We start from the raw sequence: 26,551 nt of genomic DNA on the forward strand, positions 1-26,551 counted from the left end.
GCCTCCACTCATACTTTCAGAATTCCGCTGGCTTTCACTGCTTGAACCGCATGATTAAGCATGTCTTCATCCTGTACCAAAGCCAGCCGTACATGTCCCTCACCAGATGGACCAAATGCACTCCCCGGGGTAACAATAACCCCTGCCTTGCTCACCATATCCATCGCAAAATCCTCTGATTTCTCATAATGCGCGGGAATCCTTGTCCAGATAAACATTGTGGCTTCCGGCTTCTCCATATTCCACCCGATGCTTGCGAATCCCTCGCAGAGAATATCTCTGCGTCTTTCATAGGCCTTTGCCGTCTTCTCTACACTGCTCTGGTCGCCAGTTATTGCCGCAATGGCTGCTTGCTGAATGGGGATGAACATTCCATAGTCCATGTTGGATTTTAATGTTTTTAGCTGGGACACGACTTCTGAATTCCCCAGACAAAGGCCGATTCTCGCACCAGCGAGGCCATAGGTCTTGGATAACGAATTAAATTCCACACCCACATCCATCGCTCCAGGAAAAGCAAGAAAGCTGCCGCCGGTTCTGCCATCAAACACCAGCTCGCTGTAAGCATTGTCATGCAGGACGATAATGTCATATTTCTTCGCGAAATCAATCAAGTCATAATAGAAGCTGTCCGGGGCCAGCGCCGCGGTAGGATTATTGGGGTAAGATACGATCATAAATTTGGCTCTTCTCGCGATATCCTCTGGAATGTCCTGAAGACAGATCACATAGTCATTCTCTTTCTTCTGCGGCATGAAATAAAGCTCGGCGCCTGCCAGCAGCGGCCCATCCGCGAACACGGGATAACAAGGATCGGGGACAAGAACCAGATCGCCCTCATCAATAATGGATAATGAAATATGCGCAAGACCTTCCTGTGAACCTAATAAAGAGCATATTTCCGTCTTCGGGTCCAGCTCCACTCCATATCTGCTCCGATACCAGCTGCTCGCCGCTTCCAATAAAGCACTTTGATCGTTGACTGCATAAATATAATTTCTCTCATCGGCCGCCGCCGTGCATAATGCTTCTATAATATGGGATGCCGGAGGAATGTTAGGAGTTCCCACACTTAAGTCAATGACAGGCTGTCCCTGTTCCAGTCTCTTTCTCTTGATCTCCAGCAATTTAGTGAAGATACCCTCTCCAAAATGGTCCATTCTTCTAGCAAACTTCATGATAGCCGCTCTCCTACTTTCTTTTAAGCCTATAACTAAATTATAGCGGATACGGGAACTGGCAAGAAAGCACTAAGTTTGCTTGTGAAGAAGTGATTCAATCACTGGTTCGATATCCATGGGCTCCATTGTGGTTTCAAATCTCCCACTCACCTGACCTCGGCGGTCGATCAGGAACTTGGAGAAGTTCCATTTCACCCCGTTTCCGGCATAGATGTGCGGGTGTTTGTCCCGTAGGAAATGATCCATCCACTGGCCTTCCTTCGTCCGGATATCAAAGCCTTGAAATGGGGCCATCTGCGTTAAATATTCAAATAAAGGGTGTGCGGACGACCCGATAACCTCTGTCTTCTCAAATAGCGGGAAAGTTACCCCATGCTTTGTCTTGCACACTTCAACAATTTCAGCGCTGTTTCCAGGCTCTTTCTCATTGAATTGGTTGCATGGAAATCCAAGTACCTCGAATCCCTGCTCCTTCTTGTGTTCGTACAGCTGCTGCAGATCAGCAAATTGACGGGAATAGCTGCACTGGCTGGCTGTATTAACGATCAGAAGCACCTTTCCCCTGTACCTGGAGAGGGGAATCACTTCTCCTAGAATTGAGGTGGCCTGAAAATCGTAAATAGACATATCTGCATTCCTCCCTGGGTAGGATAATCGAATTTATAATTTAATTCATCATAACGCTCCTCCTCTTATTGTTCTAATATATAGTTCGAATAGAGTTTATAGGCTAGCGATATAGTTTGAATACAAAAAGAGACAGCTATGAACGGATTCATAACTGCCTCTGATTATTCTACCAAGTACCCTTATAATTTAATTCTCTGCAGACGCAGCGCATTCAGCACGACCGAGACTGAACTTAGCGCCATAGCGGCACCCGCGAGCCACGGGGCCAGGAAGCCGAGCGCTGCAACCGGAATCCCGATTACATTGTAAGCCAGTGCCCAGAAGAGGTTCTGCTTAATGTTCAGCATAGTCTTTCTGCTCATAAATATGGCATCTGGTATGCTGTTCAAATCCCCGCGCATCAAGGTCACATCCGCAGCTTCCATGGCAACATCCGTCCCTGTACCCATCGCCATACCAATATCGGCTGTTGCCAGAGCAGGCGCATCGTTGATGCCGTCTCCAACCATGGCTACCTTGCGTCCACCCTCTTGAAGCTTCTTCACCTCAGCAGCCTTGCCTTCAGGCAGAACCTCAGCGAGTACACGGTCAATTCCTACCTGCGCGGCAATAGCCTTCGCCGTACGCTCGTTATCTCCCGTGATCATCACGACTTCGATGCCCAGATTCTTCAGTCTTGCAACAGCTTCGCTAGAAGTCTCCTTAATGGTGTCGGCAACAGCCACCATTGCGGCATACTGACCGTTCACCGCTACCAGCATCGCCGTCTTCCCCGCCTCTTCCAGCTCACTCATTTGTGTAAAAGCAGCCTCGGCAGCAACCTGGTGCTTATTCATCAGCTTGCGGGTACCGATCAGCAGCTCCTTGCCTTGTACGGTGGCACGAATTCCGTAACCCGGAATAGCTTCAAAATGCTCTGCATTAGGAAGATCGATACCTTTCCGGCGAATTCCTTCCACAATCGCTTCCGCGAGAGGATGCTCCGAGTTCTTCTCGGCAGCTCCAACCCATGTAAGCAGTTCGGTCTCCGAATAGCTTGGATCCGCGATAAGTACATCAGTAAGTTCAGGTGTCCCTTTGGTCACTGTACCTGTTTTGTCGAGAATGATGGCATCAATCTTGTGGGTAGCCTCAAGGTGCTCCCCGCCTTTGAATAAAATCCCCAGTTCAGCCGCCCGTCCCGATCCGGCCATAATGGAAGTCGGTGTAGCCAGACCGAGCGCACAAGGGCAGGCAATGACAAGCACCGCGATCGCCTTCTCAAGAGCACTTGAGAAATTACCTGGCTCTATAGCGAAATACCATACAAGGAACGTTACCACGGCAATGCCGATAACAATTGGAACAAAGATCCCCGAGATCACATCAGCTACACGCTGAATTGGAGCCTTCGAGCCCTGAGCCTCTTCCACCACACGGATAATCTGGGATAATGCTGTCTCTCTGCCGACTTTGGTCGCGCGGATTCTAAGCAGCCCGTTCTTATTGATCGTGGCACCAAATACCTGGCTGTCCGCACTCTTCTCAACCGGAAGGCTCTCCCCGGTGAGCATCGACTCATCCACCGAGGAGGTTCCTTCGGTAACTACACCGTCCACTGGGATTTTCTCGCCGGGCTTCACGATGATTAAATCGCCCTTGACCACCTGCCAGGTAGGCACCGAGATCTCCTGATCTCCACGAACCACGAGGGCCGTCTTGGCCTGCAGGCCCATTAACGTCTTGATCGCTTCCGAGGATCTGCCCTTCGCAAGAGCCTCGAACAGCTTCCCGAGCAGGATGAGGGTGATCAGTACACTGCTGGTCTCGTAGTACAGCTCGACCCCGCCATGTCCATGCATGTTAAGACTTTCAATAGACAGGTACAGACTATAAAAGAATGCCGCCGAAGTGCCAAGCGCAACCAGCACATCCATATTCGCGCTGCCATTACGCAGAGCCTTATAAGCGCCTTTATAGAACTGAGCTCCGATGATCAGCTGCACGGGTGCAGCAAGGATAAGCTGAAACCAAGGATTCATGAACAGTTCCGGCACCCAGATGAAGGAGGTAAAAGAAAAGTGGCCCACCATCGCCCACAGCAGAGGGAATGAGAGAACTGCCGAGATAATCAGCTTGGTTCTCTGCCGTGCAATTTCCTGCTTGCGATGGTCACCGGATTCCTGCTTCTCGGTCTTCAGAGCCGCCGAATAACCGAGCTTCTCCACCTTCTGGATAATCTCCTCCACTGTGACTTCACCCGGAGAGAATTCGACCTGCGCTGTCTCCAGCGCCAGGTTCACCGAGGCCCGGGATACCCCGCTAAGCTTATTCAGTCCCTTCTCAATCCGGGTTGCGCAAGCTGCGCAGGTCATTCCGCCGATCTGGAAATCTGCCGTCTCCTTAACGGTGCCATATCCCAGAGCTTCAATCTTCTTCTCCAAATCTCCGGGATTAAGTACAGACGGATTGTAGGTTACCGAAGCCTTCTCAAGCGTGAAATTCACGTTCGCTTCAGACACTCCCTCCATTCTACCGAGGCCCTTCTCAATCCGGCCGGCGCATGCTGCACACGTCATTCCAGTAATCTGCAATACGGCCTGTTCCTGTCCTGATTGCTTCAACTTATCCATCCTGCTTCACCCTCCCATCCTCAACGCTTATATAACTTCATACCCCTGATCTTCAATAACTTCTTTCAATGCCTGCAAGGAAATTTGAGCTTCGTCATACTGCACTTCCACCGTCTTGGAGGCCAGATCCACCTGGCCGGATGCCCCTGCACCTTCAAGTGCCTTCTCAATGGAATTCACACAATGACCACACGACATACCTTCGACCTGCAATGTTGTTGTTTTCATTTTATAACTCCTCCTAAATTAATTTATTTATTTGTTTCGTTACGTATACTATACCCCCCTACTGTATAATTGTCAACGGCTTATTTTATATTTTTTTCCAACTACTTATCCATTAAGCTTAAGCGCGGCAATGACCATCTAGAGAACGAATCTGCAATTCCTGCGGCTTTACAAAACTTTTACACAAAACGCCCCTGCCCCTGATGTTTGAATACTACCCTAGGTAAGTGAGTGCCTGGCAAACCTGTCACCACCTAGAATAACCATTATGGGGAGGAAAACCATGACCAGCAAATTTTCAAAAAAAATTATACCTACCGCATTACTAGCTTCGCTAGCTGTTACAACCCTGCTCTCGGGAGGCGTTGTGAACTCAGCTGCCCAAGCGGACAAGAAGCAGGACAATAACGAGATCCGCAATGTGATCTTCCTGATCGGGGATGGCATGGGTGTCTCCTATACTACGGCATACCGTTATCTTAAAGATAATCCGGCTACTCCTCTAATGGAGAGAACGGAATTCGATAAATACCTCGTGGGCAACCAAATGACTTATCCGGAAGATGAGCATGAGAATGTAACCGATTCAGCATCAGCCGCTACTGCGATGTCAGCCGGGGTGAAAACCTACAATGCCGCGATCGCGGTAGATAACGATCATACCGAAGTGAAGACCGTACTTAAAGAAGCCAAGAAGCAAGGCAAATCTACAGGTCTCGTAGCTACGTCAGAGATTACGCATGCGACGCCTGCCGCATTCGGGGCTCACGATATCAGCCGTAAAAATATGGATGCGATTGCGGATGACTATTATAATGAGAAAATTAACGGCCAGCACAAGGTAGACGTTCTGCTTGGCGGCGGACTGAGCAACTTTGTGCGCAAGGACAAGAATCTTACGGATCTGTTCAAAAAAGACGGCTACAGCTTCGTGACCACCCGTGAGGAACTGCTGAAAGACAAGAACAAGCAGGTGCTTGGACTCTTCGCCCCTGGCGGATTCGACAAAGCTATCGACCGGGGTCCACAGGCTCCTTCGCTGGAAGAAATGACGAACACGGCGATTTCCCGTCTGAATACCAACAAGAAAGGCTTCTTCCTCATGGTTGAAGGAAGCCAGATTGACTGGGCCGGCCACGATAACGACATCGTAGGCTCCATGAGCGAGATGCAGGACTTCGAGAAGGCCTTTAAAGCAGCGATTGATTTTGCCAAGAAAGACGGCCATACCCTGGTTGTAGCTACCGCAGACCATTCCACTGGCGGACTATCGGTTGCTGCGAATGGCAAATACAATTTCGATGCCAGCCCGATCAAAGCAGCCAAACGCACACCTGACTTCATGGCAGCGCAAATCTTCGGTGGCGCTGATGTAGAAGCGACTCTGAAGCAGTACATCTCTCTGGATCTGACTGCTGAAGAGATTCAAGCTGTTAAAGATGCGGCAGCCAAGAAGGATAAGGATGCCACCGGCATTGATAATGCGATTGAAGCCATCTTCAATGCGAGAACGAATACCGGCTGGACTACGGGCGGACATACCGGTGAGGACGTACCTGTCTACGCCTTCGGACCAGGCAAAGATAAATTCGCCGGCCTAATCGACAATACCGACAATGCCAAAGTTATTTTCCAAATCCTCAAGAACGGCAAAAAGTAAACTATACCCGCACGAAAAACAGCGGCAGCCTTGGACGAGAAATGATGTCCAAGGCCGCCGCTTTCCTTCTTCTCTATAAGTTGAGCTTAGAGATTACTTTTTAGGCAAGAGTGTGAAATGATTCTGGAGAAGCGCAGCGTTCGTAAGAACATTTCACACGGCTGACTAAATGTAAATCAATTGTTCAACTTATATAGTCTTCTATATTTTAAATTTATCCACCTGTGACTGGAGATTCTCGGATAATCCGGCCAGGATATCAGCTGAACTGGACACCTGCTCCACCATAGCCAGCTGCTCCTCGGACGCTGAGGATATAGTCTGGGTTCCCCCTGCTGCCTGCTCTGCCAACTGTGCAACATACCGGATAGAGGTCACGATCTCTTCAGCGCTTGCCGACATCTCTTCTACTGCCGCAGAGACCTCCTGAACTTGGGAGGCTACTCCATTTACAGACTGTTCAATGCTCTCGAACGACGCACCCGCCTGGGAGATAATTACCGTCCCCTCCTTCACATCCCGAATGCTTAATTCCATCGATTGAATGGCCTCTGCCGTGTCTGATTGGATAGCCCGCACCAGCTCCGTGATTTGACTTGCCGAGATTTTGGATTGCTCTGCCAGCTTCTTAACCTCCTCTGCCACAACCGAGAATCCGGCTCCATGCTCTCCGGCCCGGGCAGCCTCAATCCCTGCATTTAATGCTAATAGGTTCGTCTGTGAAGCGATTTGAGTGATGACGGATATAATCTTATCAATCTCTCCCGATCGGACATCCAGTCCCTTTACAACTTCAGATAAACTGTGAATGGACAGCGTAATTGAATCCATCTGTCTCATGGCACTTTGAATGGATAGATTGCCTTCAGAAGCCAGGGATAAGGAAACATGAGAGGAGTGAGCCACACTCTGCGTACTCATGGCGATCTGCTTGATTCCTGTTGACATTTCGCTCATGGTTGCCAAGTTATGATGAAGAGCATTCACCTGCTTCTCCGTTCCCTCTGCAACCTCTTCAAGGAAATATGTAATCTGTTTGGCAGCTTCCCGAGTCTGATTGGAGCCTGATCTCAGCTCTTCGGCAGAGGTCGCAACTTGATAGGTGGAGGTCCCTACCTGTCCAATCAGAGAGCGCAGGTTCCCCAGCATCAGATTGAAGTACCTGGCAAGCTCACCGATTTCATCCTTCGAAGTGACCTGAATCGTCTGGGTTAAATCAGCTTCTCCCTCGGCAATTTCCTTGAGCTGCTTGTTCACCTGCTTAATGGTTCTGGCCATTTTACCGGAGATAAAGATAGCGATAAGGAATCCAAGCACCGTTGTGATGGAGGCAACGGAAATGGTCATTTTGGAAGTGGTGCCGAGTTGACTATCCATCTCATCTTGGAGCTTCGCAATGCTTGTCTCTGCGCTTTTGTGCAGCTCGGCTAATGAAGAAATGTCAATTGAAGCTTTGGCGTAGGAAGCTTGGGCCAAGGTCATATTCCCTTGCTTTGCGGCCGATACGACCTTGTCAATTTGAGCGAGATAGGTATTCCACTGTGCCCTAAATTTGCTGATTACTTTCTTTTCGCTATCCGATGCGGTCTTCTCGGTCGTATCCATCACCTGTGACACTCTTAACACATTATTCTCGTACTGCTCAAGAAGAGTATTTTGATTCTGCACATCCTTGCTAAGTAAATAAGAGGCTACCGTTTGCTCCGTACTTACGATAGATAATCCCAAAGACTCTACATTCAGCAGATTCGACTTTTGCTGACTCACCGTTTCACTCAATGTGTTCAGTATCCCCTGGCCATTGGTTTGGCCCACAATCGCAACAATGAACAGCATAATAATTAAGGACATACTTGCGAATAACTTCGTGCGGATCGACTTTCTCATTATGTATTCTCCTTCGGTGTGTATGTACTCTCTATTTGTGTAAACCAAGTATAGAAGCTGAAGCTGAATGCTTACTGAGGGGAAGCTGAGAGAACGTTGAAAGTTGGCTTTGTGGATACTATCTTGAAGCAATCTATGTTGAGCTAGATGTGTTCTAAGTGCACGCACAGCATATAAAAAGGCGTTAAGTCCACCGTATGGGTTGAACTTGGCGCCTTTAACATACATATTTGGAATGTAATAAGATAATCTATATGGAATGAACTAAAGAAAAAACGTTTGGGTTAAAGCTAACGCATGTGGCCAAAAAAATTTGATCACGCAGTCTTAGTTCAATCCATCTGCTAATCATATGCCTTAACGCAAAATCGTGGATCCCAGGACTCCCATCGCTTCAGAAATCTTGACCAGCTCCGTATCCGGCATTTGCTCAATCCTCTGCATAAAAATCTTCCTCATATGCTCTAACGCCGCATTCACCCTTTCCCCTCCAAGTGGTGATAATCTGATATACTGCTTTCTTCGATCCTCGGCATCTTCGGTTCCTTCGCAAAGCCCTTTTAACCGTAACTTTCGGACCTCCCGGCTCATATTCGGCATCGAGATGCCTTTGCACTCGCTTAACTCACTTATTGTGACCGGCTGCTTAACTGACAAAAATTCCAGAATCTCATATTGCAGCGGGGTAATATCGTCCATCGGCATATCCTTCGTCAAATCGTAGTGCAGTTGATGGACGGAGGCAATAATGGTACCCAATTGATGAAACAAGTTTTCTTTAGTCACCATCTCAAACCGTCCTCCTCTTTAGCTGATTTATTCTAAATAAAATAGTTATCAAAAAATAATTATCATTTGACAAATAGTTTTAACCCATGTACTTTATTATCAAATGATAACAAAGTAGGTGTGATATGAAAACCCTGATTATCTTCACGCATCCGAACCATCAAAGCTTATCCTATTCTTTTCTCCAGACAACGATTCAAGGCCTGCAAGACAACCCGAACACACATGAAATTGAAGTATTGGATTTATATGCTGAATCCTTCGATCCGCTCCTCGTATTCAATGAACACAAGCGGAGAAGGGATATGCACATCGATCCTAACTTGGAGAAGTACCGTAAACAGCTGCTTTGGGCTGAGAAAATCGTATTCATTTATCCGATCTGGTGGGGACGCCCTCCTGCCATGCTCCTAGGCTATATTGACCAAATGTTTGCTTCCAATTTTGCTTATCGCGACAAAGGTGGCCTCCTCCCGGAGGGGTTACTGAAAGGGAAGTCTGTCGTCTGTATTTCGACCATGAAAGGGCCTGCACTTTACCCGCTATTCTGGCTTAATAATGCGCACAAAATTCTTATGCGAAAAGCGTTATTCAACTTTGTCGGAATCAAAAAAGTCAAATTTTTTGAATTCGGGAATATGGAGAAGTCTGGTGGCAATCAGACGAAAAAGCTCAAGCAAGTCTATCAATATTTCAAAACTATCATACGATGAAATGGAGAGAAATGGCATAGTGAAAACAGAAAACAAGCTGTTCTCGCAAGGAAGAATCGCTGTCTCTCTATTTTTTCTAACCATACTTGCCATGTTCGTCATAAATGTTGTACCCGTACCGAATTCTGCAGCTTACATACAAGAACTATCCGAACCAGGAGCCCATCTCCCCGATACGTTGTTCTATTACGACAGTCATCGGCTATACGACGCGCTGATCTCTCTTGGAGTCCCTGGCCGGGAAGCTTACCGGGCATTCCTGCTTACCTTCGATGCCGTATTCCCTGTGCTCTACTCAAGTGCGTTAGCACTAAGTATCTGGGTGCTCCTCCGCCTGGCTGCACCAAGGTCAACATATACGGCCAAGCTCTATTTCCTTCCCCTACTTGCCGGGCTCTTCGATTACATGGAGAACATGTCCATGCTAATGATACTGCATTATTATCCGGAACACTTAGTCACATGGCCAACAATAGCAGGCTGCTTGACGCTAGCTAAATGGTTAATATCCTTCATCTCGGTAATGATTCTAGCAATTGCGGCCATCTTGGCGTTATGGAAGAAGCGAGGATCAACCATTTAACCTTATAAGTTGCCAAAATTCCCCCACTTCTAAAGTGGTGGGATGAATAGCAACGGTCCACTCTTCTTTTACTAATTCCACCAAATTTGTTAATATGGGATTAATCAGTCGTAATTCAAAAAAGGGCGGACATACCAATGAAATTAGACTCAAATAACCACTCAGTGTTCCTACTCAATTATCATCTGATTCTAGTAATCAAATATCGTAGGAAAGTAATTACTGCTGAAATATCAGAACGTCTGAAAGAGATATTCGAATACATTCAGCCTACTTACAACGTGACTTTGCAGGAATGAAATCATGATCGGGATCATGTTCACGTTCTCATGAAGACTCACCCTAATACCGACATTTCCAAATTTCTCAACGCTTATAAGAGTGCATCATCTAGGCTTATCAAGAAGGAATTTGCTACCGTTCGAAAATCACTCTGGAAAGAGTGTTTTTGGTCACGTTCCTATTGCTTACTTACAACTGGCGGAGCGCCAATAGACGTAATCAAAAAATACATCGAAAACCAAGGCATGAAAGGACGATAGGAATTGCTGAAAGCTTACAAATATCGCATCTATCCAACTGTCGAGCAGCAATTGTATCTAGCTAGAGTATTCGGTTGCGTGCGATTTATCTACAACAAAATGCTTGGAGATAAGATTGAGCATTATAAGCAAAAGGGAGCGATGCTTAAGAATACTCCTGCTCAGTACAAAAAGGAATTTCAATGGCTGAATGAAGTCGATAGTCTTGCGCTTGCCAATGCCCAATTAAACTTAGACAAAGCTTATAAGAATTTCTTTCGTGATCCGAAAGTTGGCTTTCCTAAGTTCAAGAGTAAGAAGATGAATAACTATAGCTTCACAACAAATAATCAAAATGGAACAGTGGCCATTGGGGGCGGGTATATCAAGATTCCAAAACTAAAAACTAGAATTAAAATTAAGTTACACCGACAATTTATGGGGACTGTCAAATCATGCACCATTTCTAAAACTCCAACCGGAAAATACTTTGCTTCCGTCTTGGTTGAAGCAGATATAGAGCCATTACCTAAATCGGTCGCCAAAATAGGCGTTGACCTTGGACTGAAGGATTTTGCTATTACTTCAAATGGCGAAGTTGTTCCCAACCCGAAACATCTGCGTAAGTCTGAAAAACGATTAGCCAAGTTGCAAAAGAGCTTATCACGCAAGAAAAAGGGAAGTAATAACCGTCATAAAGCTCGGTTGAAAGTTGCCAAACTATATGAAAAGATTAGCAATCAGCGTAAAGACTTCTTACACAAAACGTCTACCAAAATGATAAGCGAAAACCAAGTAATCATTATGGAAGACTTGCGTGTAAAGAATATGATGCAGAACCACAAGTTGGCTAAAGCAATTTCCGAAGTGTCTTGGAGCATGTTTCTTTCGATGCTTGAATACAAGGCTTCGTGGTATGGCAGAGAATTGGTTATTGCCCCGAAGAATTATGCAAGTAGTCAGCTATGCTCATGCTGTGGATACAAAAATGCAGCAGTAAAAAAGCTTGCTTTGCGTGAGTGGATTTGTCCGGGGTGCAATACATGCCATGACAGAGATATAAACGCTGCTCAAAACCTACTGAAACTAGCAATGTAAATTGCATCTATATATTGGGCTAGGGACTAGCCTGTAAGCTTGGGTAAACTTGGAGCGCTAGCTCCATTGACCAAGAAGCACCCACCTCTTAGGTGGTGTGTGGTTCACTAATTTATATCAAATGTACACAAAAAGAAAATGGCTCTCCCGATAATTTCGGAGAGCCATTTATTACTTTTTAATTACGCACGATTACAGGTACCCGATATATTGCAGCAGCCTTCTGATTAAAGTGACCGCTTCCGCTCTAGAAGCATCCTTCCGTGGGCGGAATTCATCATTCGGATAGCCCTCCATCAACCTGGCATTCACCAATTGGGCAGCCTCAGCTTTGAACGAATCTCCGATTTGGTCGGCGTCTTTAAACCGTCTCAAACTGGTCAAATCCGAATCCGGGGTGATTTCCGGGAACTGCTCTTCAATCACTCTGGAGATGATGACTATCATTTCTTCCCGGCTTATACTCTGGTTCGGTTTGAAAATTCCATTCCCATAACCCTCTATAATTCCGGATAGAGCCGCTGACTGAATCTCTTCATAATACCAGTCGCCTGAGGACACATCTTTAAATTGCTGCTCCGGTGAAGACTCATCTTCCAAACCAAGAATACGTACTAACAGAGCCGCAAATTCCGCTCTTGTTACAGGTTTGTCCGGACTAAATAACCTCTCATTCTCTCCAACCACGACTAACCTTGATGCCATATTCTCGATATCACTTTTACCCCAGTTGGTGCTTATGTCATCAAAAGTTTTCGAGTATTGAATCACGCCGGAAATGCTGTTATTACGCAATATGAACAATTGGTAAGAATCGGATCCCGGTGCTGCCATGCGCCATGGAGCATAGCTCAATTGACCTTTTGATGTTAATACTGTCCCGGTCGTTTGGTCGAACTGCCCCTTTACTGCCGGCGAAGCCAGCCGCAGCACTCTTTTGCCGGTCTCGAAACGGTAAAGAATACGTTTCTGCTGTAAGTCCGTATAAATGGAGAACTGCGTTAACGGCTGAACCACGGTAAAATCTTTTGCCTGCTGTTCGGACGATATCGCCTCATTCTCTTGGTCATTCGTAGTCCGAATATGATACGTCAAATTCAAATTCGCGGAATCATCTCCAAGCCGTTGATTAATTTGAGATTCGGAAATAATCCCCCATGGGATTTGATAACGCTGATCTGTCAATTTCATCTCAAAGTTTATTTTCTTATCGATACTATAATGCCGTACCAAGGACCACGGAATATGGACATTGTACTCGTCTGCTTTCAAAACAATATCGAATATAATCCGATCACTACCAAACCATGATCTTTTGCCGCTTTTATATCCGAAAGGCGGTCCCCTACTACAGCGCCGCTTGTAACATTATACTTTTCAATAATTGTTTTAACTAAGTCGGATTTGTTCAATGATTCAATCTGCTGGATACTAAATGTCTCAGTGACCCAATGATCCAACTTATAATAATTCACAATCGCATTTAAATATTCTGATAAGCCATTACTTGCTATGTATATTGAACAATTTTTCTCCTTTAGGTAACTGAAGACGTTCTCCACATTAGGATATAGAGCACCTTTCCCACTTCTTATATTCTCAATTAATCTTCCCAGAAAATAAGCATCTGTTCGTTCTCTTAACGCAATGGAATGATTGGGTAGCAAAGCTTCCCATACCTTGGGCAAAGGTACACCCATGATTTCACGGTATTGATCAATAGGTGTTTCTTTATCCCATTCATTGTGTGACCTCAATTGATCGAAGGTATCTTCGAGTGATATTTCTAAAATCCTATTGGTTTGAAAAAGAGTTCCATCCATATCAAAAATAATTGATTGTACCACCGAGTTCCACTCCATTTCTAGTTCCAGAGAAAGATTATGTTTTCTCTAAGACTACCAATATGAACCAGATTTGTACATACATACAATAAAGTGAAGCAGCCTGTCCTGTTAGCTTAAACCTGGCTAACAGGACACTTTCAACCTAGGCGCCTCACATATGAATTTTGTTATATTCCTCATCGGATACGGGTTCTAACCATTCCGGTCTACCCGCAGTGATGGCAATGTGTTCAAACCAACTATCTTTTGCAGCTCCATGCCAGTGTTTAACACCATCGTGAGTGACAACAACATCACCCGCTTTCAGGAACTGTGCAGGTTGTCCCTCTTCTTGGTACCAACCCTCGCCGCCTGTTACCAGCAAAAGCTGAAATCCATCACGATGGATATGCCAGTTATTTCTGCATCCTGGTTCAAAGGTTACGTTCCCAACTCCAACATTCACTTTGGGATCGGCAACCAACGTCTGCAGGTAACTTTGTCCTACAAAAAATTGTGCAAAGGCCTCATTCTTGTCTCCAAACGGGAAAATAACGCCGTTTTTAACCTCTTCATGTTTTGCCATTTAAATCCCTCCTATAAGTGTTTATTTTAATTTCCCGCCAAATACCGGGAAGAAGCTATGCTCACCATAATTCTGGATCTGCTCTACATTCTTCAAAGTCTCCATATCTGCATCGCTGATCACAAAATCAAGCTCTGCATTGATTCTTATGTGATCTGGATTTGCCGTCTTAGGAATGACTACAAGACCAAGCTGGATATCATAACGCAGGCATAGCTGCGCAACAGATACACCATACTTATCAGCTATTACCTTAACCTCTGCATGATCAAGAACTGCACCGTGTGCAATTGGTGAATATGCCTCTACCAGGATGTCATTCTTCTGGCAGAATTTAATAAGCTCCATAGGAGTATTGCTCACATGTGCCAAGATCTGATTTACCATAGGCTTGATCTCACAGCTTGCGCGAATATTCTCTACATCATCCTCAAGGAAATTAGAAAGACCGATTGCCTTTACTTTGCCTTTCTTATAAGCATCCTCCATCGCCTTCCATACTTCTTTGTTTTCCTCGAAATAACGGTTCTCCTCACGGAACTCTTTCCAAGGCTGTGGGCTGTGAATTATAAGAAGGTCAATGTAATCCAGCCCCATTTTTGCTAAAGACTCATTAATGGAGTGGGTAACTGCATCATAGGTCTTTGCTTCTGCAGCAACCTTAGTCGTAAATGAAAAGTTCTTCTCTTACGATACCGCAGGAACGGATTCCTTTGCCTACAGCAGCTTCATTCATATAAGCCTGAGCCGTATCAATATGGCGATATCCGATCGATACCGCATCACACACTGCTTGGTGTGCCTGTTCATCGTCAAGCAGCCAAATAAATCGCACACTATTGCGTTATCGCATATATGTAATATAAAATCGAAAGAGTATTTCTTCAATAATCAGAATGTCGTGATCTGTGCGTTATTGCACAAATTTGCTGAATTTGTACGAGAATTATAAGGGAGCCTGGTAAAATTAATGTCCAAGATAGATAGAAGAATACTAAAAACGCAAGAAGCAATAAAGAATGCTTTTATTGGACTAATGGCCGAAAAGAGTTTTGATCAAATTACTATCCAGGATATATCCGACAAAGCTAATGTAGGCCGAAGAACCATTTATGATCATTACATGGATAAGTTTGATTTATTGGCAAGACTTATAGAAGAACATATTAGCGAACTGAGGAAGCTGTGCAGATCGACAGCCGATTTAAGTTTTGCTGAGGGCAATCTGATGTGGTTTGAATACTTTGAACGCAATTATTCCTTCTTTTCAACTCTATTAGCCAGTAAAGGTGCCCCTGCTTTTCGAAGTCAATTCCTAGAGTTTGTCATTGAAGAGTTAGAGCTAGACGTTGACGTAGCCGAAGGAATAAATCAAGGCATGAGTAAGGATTTAGTTCTTAATTTTTTTGGAGCTGCAATCGTAGAAACAATAATAGGATGGATCAACAATGGATTATCAGAGCCTTCCAAAGTTATGGCAGAACAAGTAGGAATTCTGTTAGATAGGAATTTATAGTAGAGGGTTACACATGCGATATCAAACACAATTATAGTTAACGGCAATACAGGTATGAACAAGCCCACTTTGGATTTAATCCTTTAGTGGTCTTGTTGCTTTCTCTACTGTTGATTAAGGAGACCTCGGAGAGACGGTATTATCTTTGCTCTGGTACACTTTTGATTCAAAAAAAAGGTAGCCCGATTATCGGACTCCCCTCCAGCTGCATTAATTATTTTACTTGTCGGTTCCACACTTTTTCAGGTTCACGACTTCTTTATCACCGGACAAACTATTAGAGCCTCGCGAATGTGATGTAATCGACTTGGACAGGCTCTGCCGATTCGATCCGAAGTGCCCGGTTGATCTGCCCCCGGTGATATTGCCCATGTAAGAGGACCTGCGACAGGATGTCCCGGACGGAAGTTCGGAATGGAACCCCGCTCTGGCTTGCATAGTCGATCATCTCGTCCAACTCAGATTCCTCAAGCCCTTCGATATAGACGCGATATTGCTCGGCGTTTTCTTCGAACATCGTCCGGATCGCCATCAGGTCTTCTGTTTCCTCCCACAACGAATATTGCGCACTGCCCTTGCCCTGCAATCGGGACAGCCAGACTCGTTCCGCGACCGCGACATGCCGAACCAGCTTCAGCAGGTCCTTGTTCTTCGTCCCACTTTGCTCGACCGCGTCCAAGATGCGCTTATCCGCCCAGATCATGTGGTCCATCATGCGTTTGATCGTCTTCATTACGGGTTCCCCCTCCTGTTGAATTCTTTAAATCGCGTGCCTTGATAAGTGAGTTGTCCATGGTCGTTCACAACTAAAAGACCGTATCTGTCTCCCCTGACCTGCAATTCAATACGCGTACTGTTATCTAATTCAAAAGTCACGTAGTAATAGGTACTAGCACTGGAGTCCCCGGAACCTCCCCATACCTTTGTTCTTTTATCCACTACCTTTGCGGGACACGTAATAACATCCGAAGCATTATTTTTCGACCATGTCCAGGTACCGCGAATAATTACATATATAAATACTCCGACTACAAGGATAAAAAGAAAGCCTCCAAAAAGTTTGAAAAATAAAGGCGTTTCTTTTAAAAAGTCAAAAAAGCTTTCGTTACCAGGGGATCTATTCATGTTATCTCTCCTTAACCAACGGTTATCCAAACTTTTCCACAACCCTTTTACGCTTCCACAACTTGTAAAGTTGCGTTTTCCTGCCCGTTAGTGCGAAAAAGGCAGCCGATCCTCTGATTGGCTGCCTTTTGTTTACCTTGAGCTATTTTCACCTTAGCTTATTACTTTCTCATAGCAGGAAAGCATCTTATGCATACTGCCGCAAATTTAAATCAGTCCGGATTTCTGCAGCAATCTCTGGATAATCACAGCGACTTCAGCTCTTGTAATATAGGCATCCGGTGCAAGCTCCGTTTGGCTTCTTCCCGTAATAACACCGGATTGAATGCTATCCACAATGCTGCTGATCGCCCAATCGGATGCATAAACCGCATCTGCGTAAGGCTGGAGGAGTGTCTCTGCATCCTGAGCAGGGAGTCCGTCTTTCAGCTTCGTGAGCTCCATCGCTTTGGCGATGATCACCATAGCCTGCTCGCGCGTGATTTGGTCATTCGGTCCAAAGGTACCGTCTCCGTAGCCATTAATCAGCTTATAGGCATAGGCCGTATTAATCGCGTCGTTATACCATTCGGATGCCTTCACATCCGAGAACGGAGCAGGTCCTTTTTCCAGCTTCAGACCCAGCCCGCGTACAATGATGGCAGCAAACTCGGCGCGGGTAATATGACGGTTCGGGCTGAATTGGCCTTCGCCCGTTCCTTCGATAACCATCCGGGATCCCATGTCATTGACCGCTTCCCGTGACCAATGATTCCCCACATCGGCAAACTCAAGCGGGTGCCAGACGACCGAATAGGTGCTGTTCGTCAAGCTATTGATCACCGCATAGTAGATGCCTTCACGCTTCGTGACTTTCGTAGGGACGTGGCGCACGCTGCCGTCCGGCTCCACGACAACGCCCGTTGTAATTTTGTTCGGGTCAATGCCTTCCGGAATCGCAATTGTCCGTTCTACATAAGCATCGAACTTCTCGATCGGAATAGACGTATTCCCGTACTTGCCGGTAACCGTAAAGTTAAACGTCGGAGCGACAAGCGTGAATGCTCCGTTGGCCGCAGCCTTCTCCACGACTTCCAATATATTACTCGTCGGTTCTGCAATCTCGATCTTTACCTTAATATCTTGAAGATTGATCTTATCGCCGAATTGATCCGCTAAGGCGCTGATATTTATTTCCCCGGCCGGGAGCGTATAGGTTGCCGTTGGCGTTTGAATCACCAATACAGCCTGCTTGTTCTCCATGTATTGGATCATTTGTCCGTTCAACTCGCCGACTACCACTTCGGCATCCGTTTGGACCGGAATCGTGATGACAGCACCCTTGCCTTCCGCTTCGATCTTTTTCTCCAGCGTTTTTTGATCCACGGTTATCGTCAAGACTTGCTGATTATTGATCGTCGCCTTCGTTGCGGTTCCCGCATTCTCTTCCTTGCCGTTCACAAGCACGATTACGTTCGTGTTCGCTGCAGGAGGGGTCGGCGGATTCGAGACAGGTACCGACGGGACGACCACTTGCGTTGATGTGACCACTTGCGTTGTTGTAAAAGTTGCATCCGGCATTTGTGCGGCAGTTACTTTTACCGTAACCACATACGTTCCCGGCTGCAGTCCGTTCTTCGCCTGAATGGTGAAGGTGGTGGCCGGCACATTCTCATCCAGCACAGTAGCAGTCGGCTGAGTAATGATGAAGTCGTCGGCATGGGAGCCCGACAGCGCTACTCCCAATTGGTTAAGCACTCCTGTGCCGGAACGCGTAATGGTAATCGTCTTCGTTTCTTTCGTTGTATACCCCACCGTCAATGGCGATAACACTTGATTGCCGATTGGCGCAATAGCATAGGTCGGAGGCACCTGATCCGTCTCTACGGTGACCGTATTGGAAACACCGGCATTGCTGCCACCCGTCACAACCAGGCGGAAGTCATATTCCGTCGCCGGGCTCAGACCCGTTACCGTTGCGCTTGTGGCATTCGTGGCAATTGCGGCGCTCGTTGTTGCGCTTGTCCACGTATTGGTGCCTGTCGGCGCTTGCTGGATGATGATCGCTGTTGCGCCACTCACTGCGCTCCAGCTAAAGCTGGCCGTTGTCATGGTTTTGCCTGTGCTTTCAAAATCGCCCAGCGGTACCGGCGCGTTCGTCATCACGTTCACTAAGTTCGACGTACCCGCATTGCTGCCACCCGTCACAACAAGGCGGAAGTCATATTCCGTCGCAGGGCTCAGTCCCGTTACCGTTGCGCTTGTGGCCGTCGTAGCAATTGCGGCGCTCGTTGTCGCGTTTGACCACGTATTGGCGCCTTTCGGCGATTGCTCAATGATGATCTCTGTTGCGCCACTCACTGCGCTCCAGCTAAAGCTGGCCGTTGTCATGGTTTTGCCTGTGCTATCAAAGTCGCTAACAGGTACTGGCGCGTCCGTCGTCACGCTCTCTACGTTCGAGTTGCCCGCATTGCTGCCGCCTGTCACCACAAGGCGGAAGTCATATTCCGTCGCAGGGTTCAGACCCGTTACCGTTGCGCTTGTGGCATTCGTTGCAATTGCGGCGCTCGTTGTTGCGCTTGTCCACGTATTGGTGCCTGTCGGCGCTTGCTGGATGATGATCGCTGTTGCGCCACTCACTGCGCTCCAGCTAAAGCTGGCCGTTGTCATGGTTTTGCCTGTGCTGTCAAAGTCGCTAACAGGTACTGGCGCGTCCGTCGTCACGCTCTCTACGTTCGAGTTGCCGGCGTTGCTGCCGCCTGTCACCACAAGGCGGAAGTCATATTCCGTCGCCGGACTCAGACCTGTTACCGTTGCGCTTGTGGCCGTCGTAGCAATTACGGCGCTCGTTGTCGCGTTTGACCACGTATTGGCGCCTTTCGGCGATTGCTCGATGCTAATCCCCGTCGCGCCGTTCACTGCGCTCCAGCTAAAGCTGGCCGTCGTCATGGTTTTGCCTGTGCTTTCAAAATCGCCCAGCGGTACCGGCGCGTTCGTCATCACGTTCACTAAGTTCGACGTACCCGCATTGCTGCCACCCGTCACAACAAGGCGGAAGTCATATTCCGTCGCAGGGCTCAGTCCCGTTACCGTTGCGCTTGTGGCCGTCGTAGCAATTGCGGCGCTCGTTGTCGCGTTTGACCACGTATTGGCGCCTTTCGGCGATTGCTCAATGATGATCTCTGTCGCGCCACTCACTGCGCTCCAGCTAAAGCTGGCCGTTGTCATGGTTTTGCCTGTGCTGTCAAAGTCGCTAACAGGTACTGGCGCGTCCGTCGTCACGCTCTCTACGTTCGAGTTGCCCGCATTGCTGCCGCCTGTCACCACAAGGCGGAAGTCATATTCCGTCGCAGGGTTCAGACCCGTTACCGTTGCGCTTGTGGCATTCGTGGCAATTGCGGCGCTCGTTGTCGCGTTTGACCACGTATTGGTGCCTTTCGGCGATTGCTCAATGATGATCTCTGTCGCGCCGCTCACTGCGCTCCAGCCAAAGCTTGCCGTTGTTATTGTTTTGCCTGTGCTTTCAAAGTCGCTAACAGGTACCGGCGCGTCCGTCGTCACGCTCTTTACGTTCGAGTTGCCGGCGTTGCTGCCGCCTGTCACCACAAGTCGGAAGTCATACTCCGTCGCTGGACTCAGACCCGTTACCGTTGCGCTTGTGGCGCTTGTCGCAATCGTGCCTGTCGTGGACGTTGTCCACGTATTGGTGCCTGTCGGCGCTTGCTGGATGATGATCGCTGTTGCGCCGCTTACCGCGCTCCAGCTAAAGCTGGCCGTTGTCATGGTTTTGCCTGTGCTGTCAAAGTCGCTCACAGGTACTGGCGCGTCCGTCGTCACGCTCTCCACGTTCGAGTTGCCGGCGTTGCTGCCGCCTGTCACCACAAGGCGGAAGTCATACTCCGTCGCAGGGTTCAGACCCGTTACCGTTGCGCTTGTGTCGTTCGTCGCAATCGAGTCTGTCGTGGACGTTGTCCACGTATTGTCGCCTTTCGGCGATTGTTGGATGATAATCCCCGTTGCACCGCTTACCGCGCTCCAGCTAAAGCTGGCCGTCGTACTCGTCTGTCCCGTACTTATAAAACTGGTGACTGGCGATACGTCCGTCGTCACGCTGACTACGTTCGAGTTGCCGGCGTTGCTGCCGCCTGTCACCACAAGGCGGAAGTCATACTCCGTCGCAGGGTTCAGACCCGTTACCGTTGCGCTTGTGTCGTTTGTCGCAATCGAGTCTGTCGTGGACGTTGTCCACGTATTGGTGCCTGTCGGCGATTGTTGAATGATAATCCCCGTCGCGCCACTCACCGCGCTCCAGCTAAAGCTGGCCGTTGTCATGGTTTTGCCTGTGCTGTCAAAGTTGGTGACTGGCGTTGCCGCGTTGGCATTCACTTGCACCTTCGCTACATTGCTCGTTGCTGTTGCCGTAGTCTGACCGGTTGCACTTGAATCCGTGTTCTTCACGATCACATAGTAGTACATCGTGCCCACCGTACCCGTCGGTGCCGAATATGTTGCGCTCGTTGCGCCGCTAATCGACGTGCCTCCACTCGTGCTAGGTGTCGTGTTGCTGTACCACTGATAGCTCAGCGCCACTCCGCCGCTTGCCGCTACCGTCAAGTTAGCCGTTCCGCCCTCGTTGACCGTTTTGTCAGACGGCTGCGTGTCGATGCTTGGCGTTGCCGCGTTGGTTAACGCGTTCACTTGCACTTTCGCTACATTGCTCGTTGCTGTTGCCGTAGTCTGACCGGTTGCACTTGAATCCGTGTTCGTCACGATTACATAGTAGTACATCGTGCCCGCCGTACCCGTCGGTGCCGAATATGTTGCGCTCGTTGCGCCGCTAATCGACGTGCCTCCACTCGTGCTAGGCGTCGTGTTGCTGTACCACTGGTAGCTCAGCGCTACTCCGCCGCTTGCCGCTACCGTCAAGGTGGCTGCGCTTCCCTCATCTACCGTTTGGTCCGATGGTTGCGTCGTGATGCTTGGCGTTGCCGCGTTGGTTAACGCGTTCACTTGCACCTTCGCTACATTGCTCGTTGCTGTTGCCGTAGTCTGACCGGTTGCACTTGAATCCGTGTTCGTCACGATCACATAGTAGTACATCGTGCCCGCCGTACCCGTCGGTGCCGCATACGTCGCGCTCGTTGCGCCGCTAATCGGCGTACCTCCACTCGTGCTGGACGTCGTGTTGCTGTACCACTGATAGCTCAGCGCTACTCCGCCGCTTGCCGCTACCGTCAAGTTAGCCGTTCCGCCCTCGTAGACCGTTTGGTTCGATGGTTGCGTCGTGATGATTGGCGCTGCCGCGTTGGTAACTGCTACTACAGGATCAGCTACCATTAGATCATCCAGTTCCAATGTAATCTTGGTGCTTGCACTAATTCGAAACTCATCAATATTTCCCCATGGTAGTTCGCCAGAGAAATCCACTGGATAAGATTGGCTCGTAGTAGGATTGAATATTTTTACAGCATTCGCTACCGGGTTTCCCTCTAAATATCCCGACACTGTATATTGATTAGCAGTAGCATTCCGTTCGATGACTCTAAACGATGTAAGCTTAAAAGGTCCAGTTTTGGATTTAACACGACTATATTCGATCTGACCTCTGTTATTATTGCCTAATAATAGAATATTGTTAGTAGTACTTGGATTTAGCAGTCTGATTTGAACTCTAGGCTTATTGCCCCCGTCAGTACTACCTCCATCAAATGTCCAGTCCCCCACATCTATCGAAGCCGCAGCAGACCCAGTTGGTGCACTATCGAAATTTTCATTGCTCGGTGTCGCAGCATACACGTGCTGCGGTGCAATCACCGATTGTAAAGGAACGGCAAAAATCATAGCTATACATAGCCAAGCAATCCATTTCATCCCTTTCAGAGATGACCTGCTTTTCCCCATTATTCCACCTCTTTGAGCCAGTTTCTAATGTAGTACTCCTGAAACAAGATCAAGGAGTCCATTGCATAACGCAACAAACTCCCTGACCATTTACTAGAATCGCCTCTCTGACTTACGCGCCTTTCATATGCAGAACTGCTATTCTAACAAGTTGAAACCGTACGATTAAACAACGTAGATGCTAAGGTTTCGGAGGATACCAACCATTCACACATATAATGTAATTAATGACCTGGTACGGTTGAACGTTGTTGAAAGGCAGTCCAGTTCCCGCTACTCCAGTAGTCCCGCTAATGGATGCGGTTGTGTTCATCGTTGCCGTCATCATCGTAGGAGCCGCCGTATTGTAAATGTTAGCTTCTCCCCCGGTTGAATCTTGCCCTACGGAGAGACTTGTATTGGCTGCCGGCGTATTGGTCGTCGGATCACTAGCATTTGCAGGCGCCCCAACACTTACATTCGCGGTCGCAGAAAACGTATGCGCATGCGCTGGCAGTTGGCTGTTTGTTAGCGAAGTCGTCTCCGTCCCGCCAACTGTCCCGATCATATAATTTGTTCCGCCAGGCTGCTGCCCCATACCGACCGGTACGCGTCCGCGCAAATCCGGTAACTTGAAAGTCGTCGGCGCAGTTCCGCCATAGGTGTTGCCAATCAAAGAGTACAACGCCAGATATTGCTGGACGTTCAGCTCCCGGCCATCGCAAGGAAGCCAATCCACTGGCGCCCAGCTCAGTGACCACGGCATAATCATCCCTGTATATGCTTCCACCTGCCCCATCCCCTTTCAACATTAATGCGCTGCAATAATTGTATACAGGAATAACCGCCCATTAAGGCCGCTGAGGATACAATCCGTTCACACATATAATGTAATTAATAACCTGGTACGGTTGCACGTTGCTAAACGGCAGTCCGGTTCCGGTCACTCCCGTAGTTCCGCTAACCGATGCGGTTGTGTTCATCGTTGCCGTCATCATCGTAGGAGCCGCCGTATTGTAAATGTTAGCTTCTCCCCCGGTTGAATCTTGCCCTACGGAGAGACTTGTATTGGCTGCCGGCGTATTGGTCGTCGGAGCATTAGCATTTGCAGGCGCTCCAACACTTACATTCGCGCTTCCGGAAAATGTATGATTATGCGCTGGCAACTGGTTGGTTGTTAGCGCGGTCGTCTCCGTCCCGCCAAATGTGCCGATCACATAATTTGTTCCGCCAGGCTGCTGTCCCATACCAACCGGTACGCGTCCGCGCAAATCCGGTAAATTGAATGTTGTCGTTGCATTCCCGCCATACGTGACGCCAATCAGAGAATACAACGCCTGATATTGCATAATGTTCAACGTCCGGCCATCACAAGGAAGCCAATTCACTGGCGCCCAGTTTAGTGACCACGGCATAATCATCCCTACAAACGCTTCCATATCAAACATCCCCCTTTTCAGATCTGTTAATCTCCCAGAATTGCTCAATACTAAACGTCATCAAGGCCGCTGAGGATACAATCCATTCACACAGATGATGTAATTAATAACTTGGTAGGGCTGCACGTTGCTAAACGGTAGTCCGGTTCCCGCTACTCCTGTAGTCCCGCTAATGGATGCGGTTGTGTTCATCGTTGCCGTCATCATCGTAGGAGCCGCCGTATTGTAAATGTTAGCTTCTCCCCCCGTTGAATCTTGCCCTACGGAGAGACTTGTATTGGCTGCCGGCGTATTGGTCGTCGGATCACTAGCATTTGCAGGCGCTCCAACACTTACATTCGCGGTCGCAGAAAACGTATGCGCATGCGCTGGCAGTTGGCTGTTGGTTAACGTAGTCGTCTCCGTCCCGCCAAATGTGCCAATAACATAATTGGCTCCGCCTGGTTGCTGCCCCATACCAACCGGTACGCGTCCGCGCAAATCCGGCACTTGGAAGGTCGTCCTTGCATCTCCGCCATAAGTGACGCCAATCAAGGAATATAGAGCTTGGTATTGGTTAATCATCAACGTCCGGCCATCACAAGGAACCCAATTCACCGGCGCCCAGTTCAGTGACCACGGCATAATCATCCCTACAAATGCTTCCATCTCAAACATCTCCTTTTTCTGCATGAAATGTCAACGGATCAGAAATCATCTAATTTTATCAAAAATTCTGCTTAACGCATAGGCAAAAAATACCATTCCCCTCTGACTAAATTCTGACCAAACTATAAACGAAAACAGGAATTAAGGCCCCTCTTTACGATTTGATATCTGACTACTGTCCCTACTCGCCGATTTTCTCAACTTCATTGAAAATACCAAAGCTAAGCTGTTGATAAAGTTGAAATGTAGATTCTTTCGGAGCGATTCCCAAATCTTCATTCAATAAGGTTATGAATTCATTAAAATGCCTAATCATTGCGTACCGATCACCTTGTAACGTGTACACCTTAAGCAACAGCTCATTCATATCATCGAGATAGGGATTTTTCTGCAAGGCCTTACGAAGACAGCGTTCCGCTTCCTGCAGCCGGTTTTCAGACAGGTAGAACTCCGCTAATTTCTTTAATAGGAAAATATATTGTTTTTTCATGTTCTCTCTTTTTTCTCTTGCCCATTCAAACTCTTCTTGCTCCAAATAATCGCCACGGTATAAATCTGCTATATTCTCATAAACGTTGACATTCGCAGAATTAATCCGCATGCTGCTTTCGACCATTTGTTCGAAGACCTCAGCATCAAACCATGCTTCCTGCATTTCAAACCGATATCTGTTATTGTGATATTCCAAAACGGCGTTGCATTCTTTTATCATTTTTCGAATGTTGTATACACACGAGTGCAAGAACGCTACCGCTTGTTCCGGACTTGTTTCCGGCCAAAGCCCCTCCATGATTCTTTCCTTAGAAACAAATTGTCCCCGGTAATGAAGAAAAAGCGCCATCAGTTCGCGTTCTTTAGATCTTCTCCATCTTACCGCCGCCATAGATTGCCGATTTGATATCCATTCGAATTTTCCGAAGCAAAAGAATAGTTCTTTAAAATCCGACGTCAGGATACGCCCAGGTCCTCTTCCTGCCTCATGACGGACGAGCAGTCGATTTACAGTCTTGTGCAGACGATTGGCTTCAAGCGGTTTTAAAATGTAATCTAATACACCGATCTCGAAAGCCTCGATCGCTAAATGATTATGCTTAGTAACGAAAACAACCTTGATCTCTGCAGCAGTTTGCAATAATGACTCTGCGATAAGGAGGCCGTTCACTAGAGGCAGTTGTATTTCTAAAAACACTACCTCGACCTGCTTGTTCAGAACCGTTTCCAGCACTTGCTCAGGCCGGGTCTGCTTCTCAACAATTTCGAAGATCCGGTATCCCGTAAGCAATGTCTCCAAAAGCTCAAGCTCCGACTCATCGGAATCAATGATCATGGTACGCATTTTTGCATCACCCCAAAGGAATTCATTTTATCCGAAACACCTGCTGAGATAAGAGAACACCTATTTTGAATCCACACGGCGCCAATCTTTTCACCAATTTTGGTCTGTAAGAGATATTAATTCGACACGATTAATCTACAACCTTCCACAACCTACAACAATTCACAAAATTTATTTCTATATATTTGATTTAGTTCATGAAGTTTTCTGACATACTTGATCCTTGCAACAATGGTATCCGTTTTTCCTCCGTCTTTTAAGAAAAACCGTCAGGGAAGTTCACTCTGACGGTCCTTTTGGCGTTGGAGGATATT

23 protein-coding genes and 1 pseudogene are annotated in these 26,551 nt (G+C 47.4%); 6 read left to right on the forward strand and 18 right to left on the reverse strand.

Annotation, left to right across the window (positions count from 1 at the left end; all coding sequences use genetic code 11):
• Positions 1-8 precede the first annotated feature (8 nt).
• The 4 genes from ACRRNK_RS18875 to ACRRNK_RS18890 form a co-directional block, all read right to left on the reverse strand.
• Complete coding sequence (locus ACRRNK_RS18875) at positions 9-1,178, reverse strand: aminotransferase class I/II-fold pyridoxal phosphate-dependent enzyme (RefSeq protein ID WP_433944185.1); 1,170 nt, start codon at positions 1,176-1,178, stop codon at positions 9-11.
• 72 nt (positions 1,179-1,250) lie between these two features.
• The gene (locus ACRRNK_RS18880) at positions 1,251-1,808 is read right to left on the reverse strand and encodes a glutathione peroxidase (protein WP_433944186.1); all 558 of its coding nucleotides are present in this window, start codon (positions 1,806-1,808) and stop codon (positions 1,251-1,253) included.
• Between the two features lie 182 nt (positions 1,809-1,990).
• Positions 1,991-4,423: a heavy metal translocating P-type ATPase gene (locus ACRRNK_RS18885; RefSeq protein WP_433944187.1), complete on the reverse strand. Its 2,433-nt coding sequence runs from the start codon at positions 4,421-4,423 to the stop codon at positions 1,991-1,993.
• Positions 4,424-4,450: 27 nt separating this feature from the next.
• Entirely contained in the window at positions 4,451-4,651 is a 201-nt protein-coding gene (locus tag ACRRNK_RS18890) for a cation transporter (RefSeq protein WP_433944188.1), read from the reverse strand.
• A gap of 283 nt (positions 4,652-4,934) precedes the next feature.
• On the opposite strand from ACRRNK_RS18890, the gene ACRRNK_RS18895 reads away from it, so the two are divergent.
• Complete coding sequence (locus tag ACRRNK_RS18895) at positions 4,935-6,311, forward strand: alkaline phosphatase (RefSeq protein WP_433944189.1); 1,377 nt, start codon at positions 4,935-4,937, stop codon at positions 6,309-6,311.
• A gap of 201 nt (positions 6,312-6,512) precedes the next feature.
• On the opposite strand, the gene ACRRNK_RS18900 is transcribed toward ACRRNK_RS18895, so the two are convergent.
• Entirely contained in the window at positions 6,513-8,198 is a 1,686-nt protein-coding gene (locus tag ACRRNK_RS18900) for a methyl-accepting chemotaxis protein (protein ID WP_433944190.1), read from the reverse strand.
• Between the two features lie 357 nt (positions 8,199-8,555).
• Positions 8,556-8,987 carry a MarR family winged helix-turn-helix transcriptional regulator gene (locus ACRRNK_RS18905; protein WP_433944191.1) on the reverse strand — a complete coding sequence of 144 codons (432 nt, stop codon included), beginning with the start codon at positions 8,985-8,987 and terminating at the stop codon, positions 8,556-8,558.
• Positions 8,988-9,112: 125 nt separating this feature from the next.
• On the opposite strand from ACRRNK_RS18905, the gene ACRRNK_RS18910 reads away from it, so the two are divergent.
• The 4 genes and pseudogenes from ACRRNK_RS18910 (at position 9,113) to tnpB (ending at position 11,902) form a co-directional block, all read left to right on the forward strand.
• On the forward strand, positions 9,113-9,700 hold the full coding sequence (locus tag ACRRNK_RS18910) for an NAD(P)H-dependent oxidoreductase (RefSeq protein WP_433944192.1): 588 nt from the start codon (positions 9,113-9,115) through the stop codon (positions 9,698-9,700).
• A 19-nt stretch (positions 9,701-9,719) separates the two neighbouring features.
• Positions 9,720-10,283, forward strand: a complete 564-nt coding sequence (locus tag ACRRNK_RS18915) for a hypothetical protein (RefSeq protein WP_433944193.1) — start codon at positions 9,720-9,722, stop codon at positions 10,281-10,283.
• 137 nt (positions 10,284-10,420) lie between these two features.
• A pseudogene (gene tnpA / locus ACRRNK_RS18920) lies at positions 10,421-10,825 on the forward strand (IS200/IS605 family transposase).
• A 3-nt stretch (positions 10,826-10,828) separates the two neighbouring features.
• Positions 10,829-11,902, forward strand: a complete 1,074-nt coding sequence (gene tnpB / locus ACRRNK_RS18925) for an IS200/IS605 family element RNA-guided endonuclease TnpB (RefSeq protein ID WP_433944194.1) — start codon at positions 10,829-10,831, stop codon at positions 11,900-11,902.
• A gap of 192 nt (positions 11,903-12,094) precedes the next feature.
• On the opposite strand, the gene ACRRNK_RS18930 is transcribed toward tnpB, so the two are convergent.
• From ACRRNK_RS18930 to ACRRNK_RS18950, 5 genes are all read right to left on the reverse strand, one after another.
• Positions 12,095-13,093: an S-layer homology domain-containing protein gene (locus tag ACRRNK_RS18930; protein ID WP_433944195.1), complete on the reverse strand. Its 999-nt coding sequence runs from the start codon at positions 13,091-13,093 to the stop codon at positions 12,095-12,097.
• A 77-nt stretch (positions 13,094-13,170) separates the two neighbouring features.
• The gene (locus ACRRNK_RS18935) at positions 13,171-13,749 is read right to left on the reverse strand and encodes an HAD hydrolase-like protein (protein WP_433944196.1); all 579 of its coding nucleotides are present in this window, start codon (positions 13,747-13,749) and stop codon (positions 13,171-13,173) included.
• Positions 13,750-13,900: 151 nt separating this feature from the next.
• Positions 13,901-14,314: a cupin domain-containing protein gene (locus ACRRNK_RS18940; protein ID WP_433944197.1), complete on the reverse strand. Its 414-nt coding sequence runs from the start codon at positions 14,312-14,314 to the stop codon at positions 13,901-13,903.
• A 21-nt stretch (positions 14,315-14,335) separates the two neighbouring features.
• Positions 14,336-14,932, reverse strand: a complete 597-nt coding sequence (locus tag ACRRNK_RS18945) for an aldo/keto reductase (RefSeq protein ID WP_433946951.1) — start codon at positions 14,930-14,932, stop codon at positions 14,336-14,338.
• Positions 14,933-14,975: 43 nt separating this feature from the next.
• Positions 14,976-15,149, reverse strand: coding sequence for an aldo/keto reductase (locus ACRRNK_RS18950; protein ID WP_433944198.1), 174 nt, complete (start codon positions 15,147-15,149; stop codon positions 14,976-14,978).
• 135 nt (positions 15,150-15,284) lie between these two features.
• Here ACRRNK_RS18950 and ACRRNK_RS18955 point away from each other — a divergent pair, with 135 nt between their 5' ends.
• Positions 15,285-15,830 (forward strand): TetR/AcrR family transcriptional regulator, encoded by a 546-nt coding sequence (locus ACRRNK_RS18955; protein ID WP_433944199.1) that lies wholly within the window; start codon positions 15,285-15,287, stop codon positions 15,828-15,830.
• A gap of 277 nt (positions 15,831-16,107) precedes the next feature.
• On the opposite strand, the gene ACRRNK_RS18960 is transcribed toward ACRRNK_RS18955, so the two are convergent.
• The 7 genes from ACRRNK_RS18960 to ACRRNK_RS18990 form a co-directional block, all read right to left on the reverse strand.
• Positions 16,108-16,563, reverse strand: a complete 456-nt coding sequence (locus ACRRNK_RS18960; protein WP_433944200.1) for a DinB family protein — start codon at positions 16,561-16,563, stop codon at positions 16,108-16,110.
• Positions 16,563-16,955, reverse strand: coding sequence for a DUF2500 domain-containing protein (locus ACRRNK_RS18965; protein WP_433944201.1), 393 nt, complete (start codon positions 16,953-16,955; stop codon positions 16,563-16,565). The genes ACRRNK_RS18960 and ACRRNK_RS18965 overlap by 1 nt, the downstream gene beginning before the upstream one ends.
• A gap of 207 nt (positions 16,956-17,162) precedes the next feature.
• Complete coding sequence (locus ACRRNK_RS18970) at positions 17,163-22,835, reverse strand: fibronectin type III domain-containing protein (protein ID WP_433944202.1); 5,673 nt, start codon at positions 22,833-22,835, stop codon at positions 17,163-17,165.
• Positions 22,836-23,016: 181 nt separating this feature from the next.
• Positions 23,017-23,613: a phage tail protein gene (locus ACRRNK_RS18975; RefSeq protein ID WP_433944203.1), complete on the reverse strand. Its 597-nt coding sequence runs from the start codon at positions 23,611-23,613 to the stop codon at positions 23,017-23,019.
• 52 nt (positions 23,614-23,665) lie between these two features.
• Positions 23,666-24,253 carry a phage tail protein gene (locus tag ACRRNK_RS18980; protein WP_433944204.1) on the reverse strand — a complete coding sequence of 196 codons (588 nt, stop codon included), beginning with the start codon at positions 24,251-24,253 and terminating at the stop codon, positions 23,666-23,668.
• A 60-nt stretch (positions 24,254-24,313) separates the two neighbouring features.
• Positions 24,314-24,901: a phage tail protein gene (locus ACRRNK_RS18985; protein WP_433944205.1), complete on the reverse strand. Its 588-nt coding sequence runs from the start codon at positions 24,899-24,901 to the stop codon at positions 24,314-24,316.
• A 181-nt stretch (positions 24,902-25,082) separates the two neighbouring features.
• Positions 25,083-26,237 (reverse strand): response regulator, encoded by a 1,155-nt coding sequence (locus ACRRNK_RS18990; protein WP_433944206.1) that lies wholly within the window; start codon positions 26,235-26,237, stop codon positions 25,083-25,085.
• Between the last annotated feature and the right edge of the window lie 314 nt (positions 26,238-26,551).

Source organism: Paenibacillus sp. SN-8-1, assembly GCF_050995535.1.
In the GTDB taxonomy this organism is placed as follows: Bacteria; Bacillota; Bacilli; order Paenibacillales; family Paenibacillaceae; genus Fontibacillus.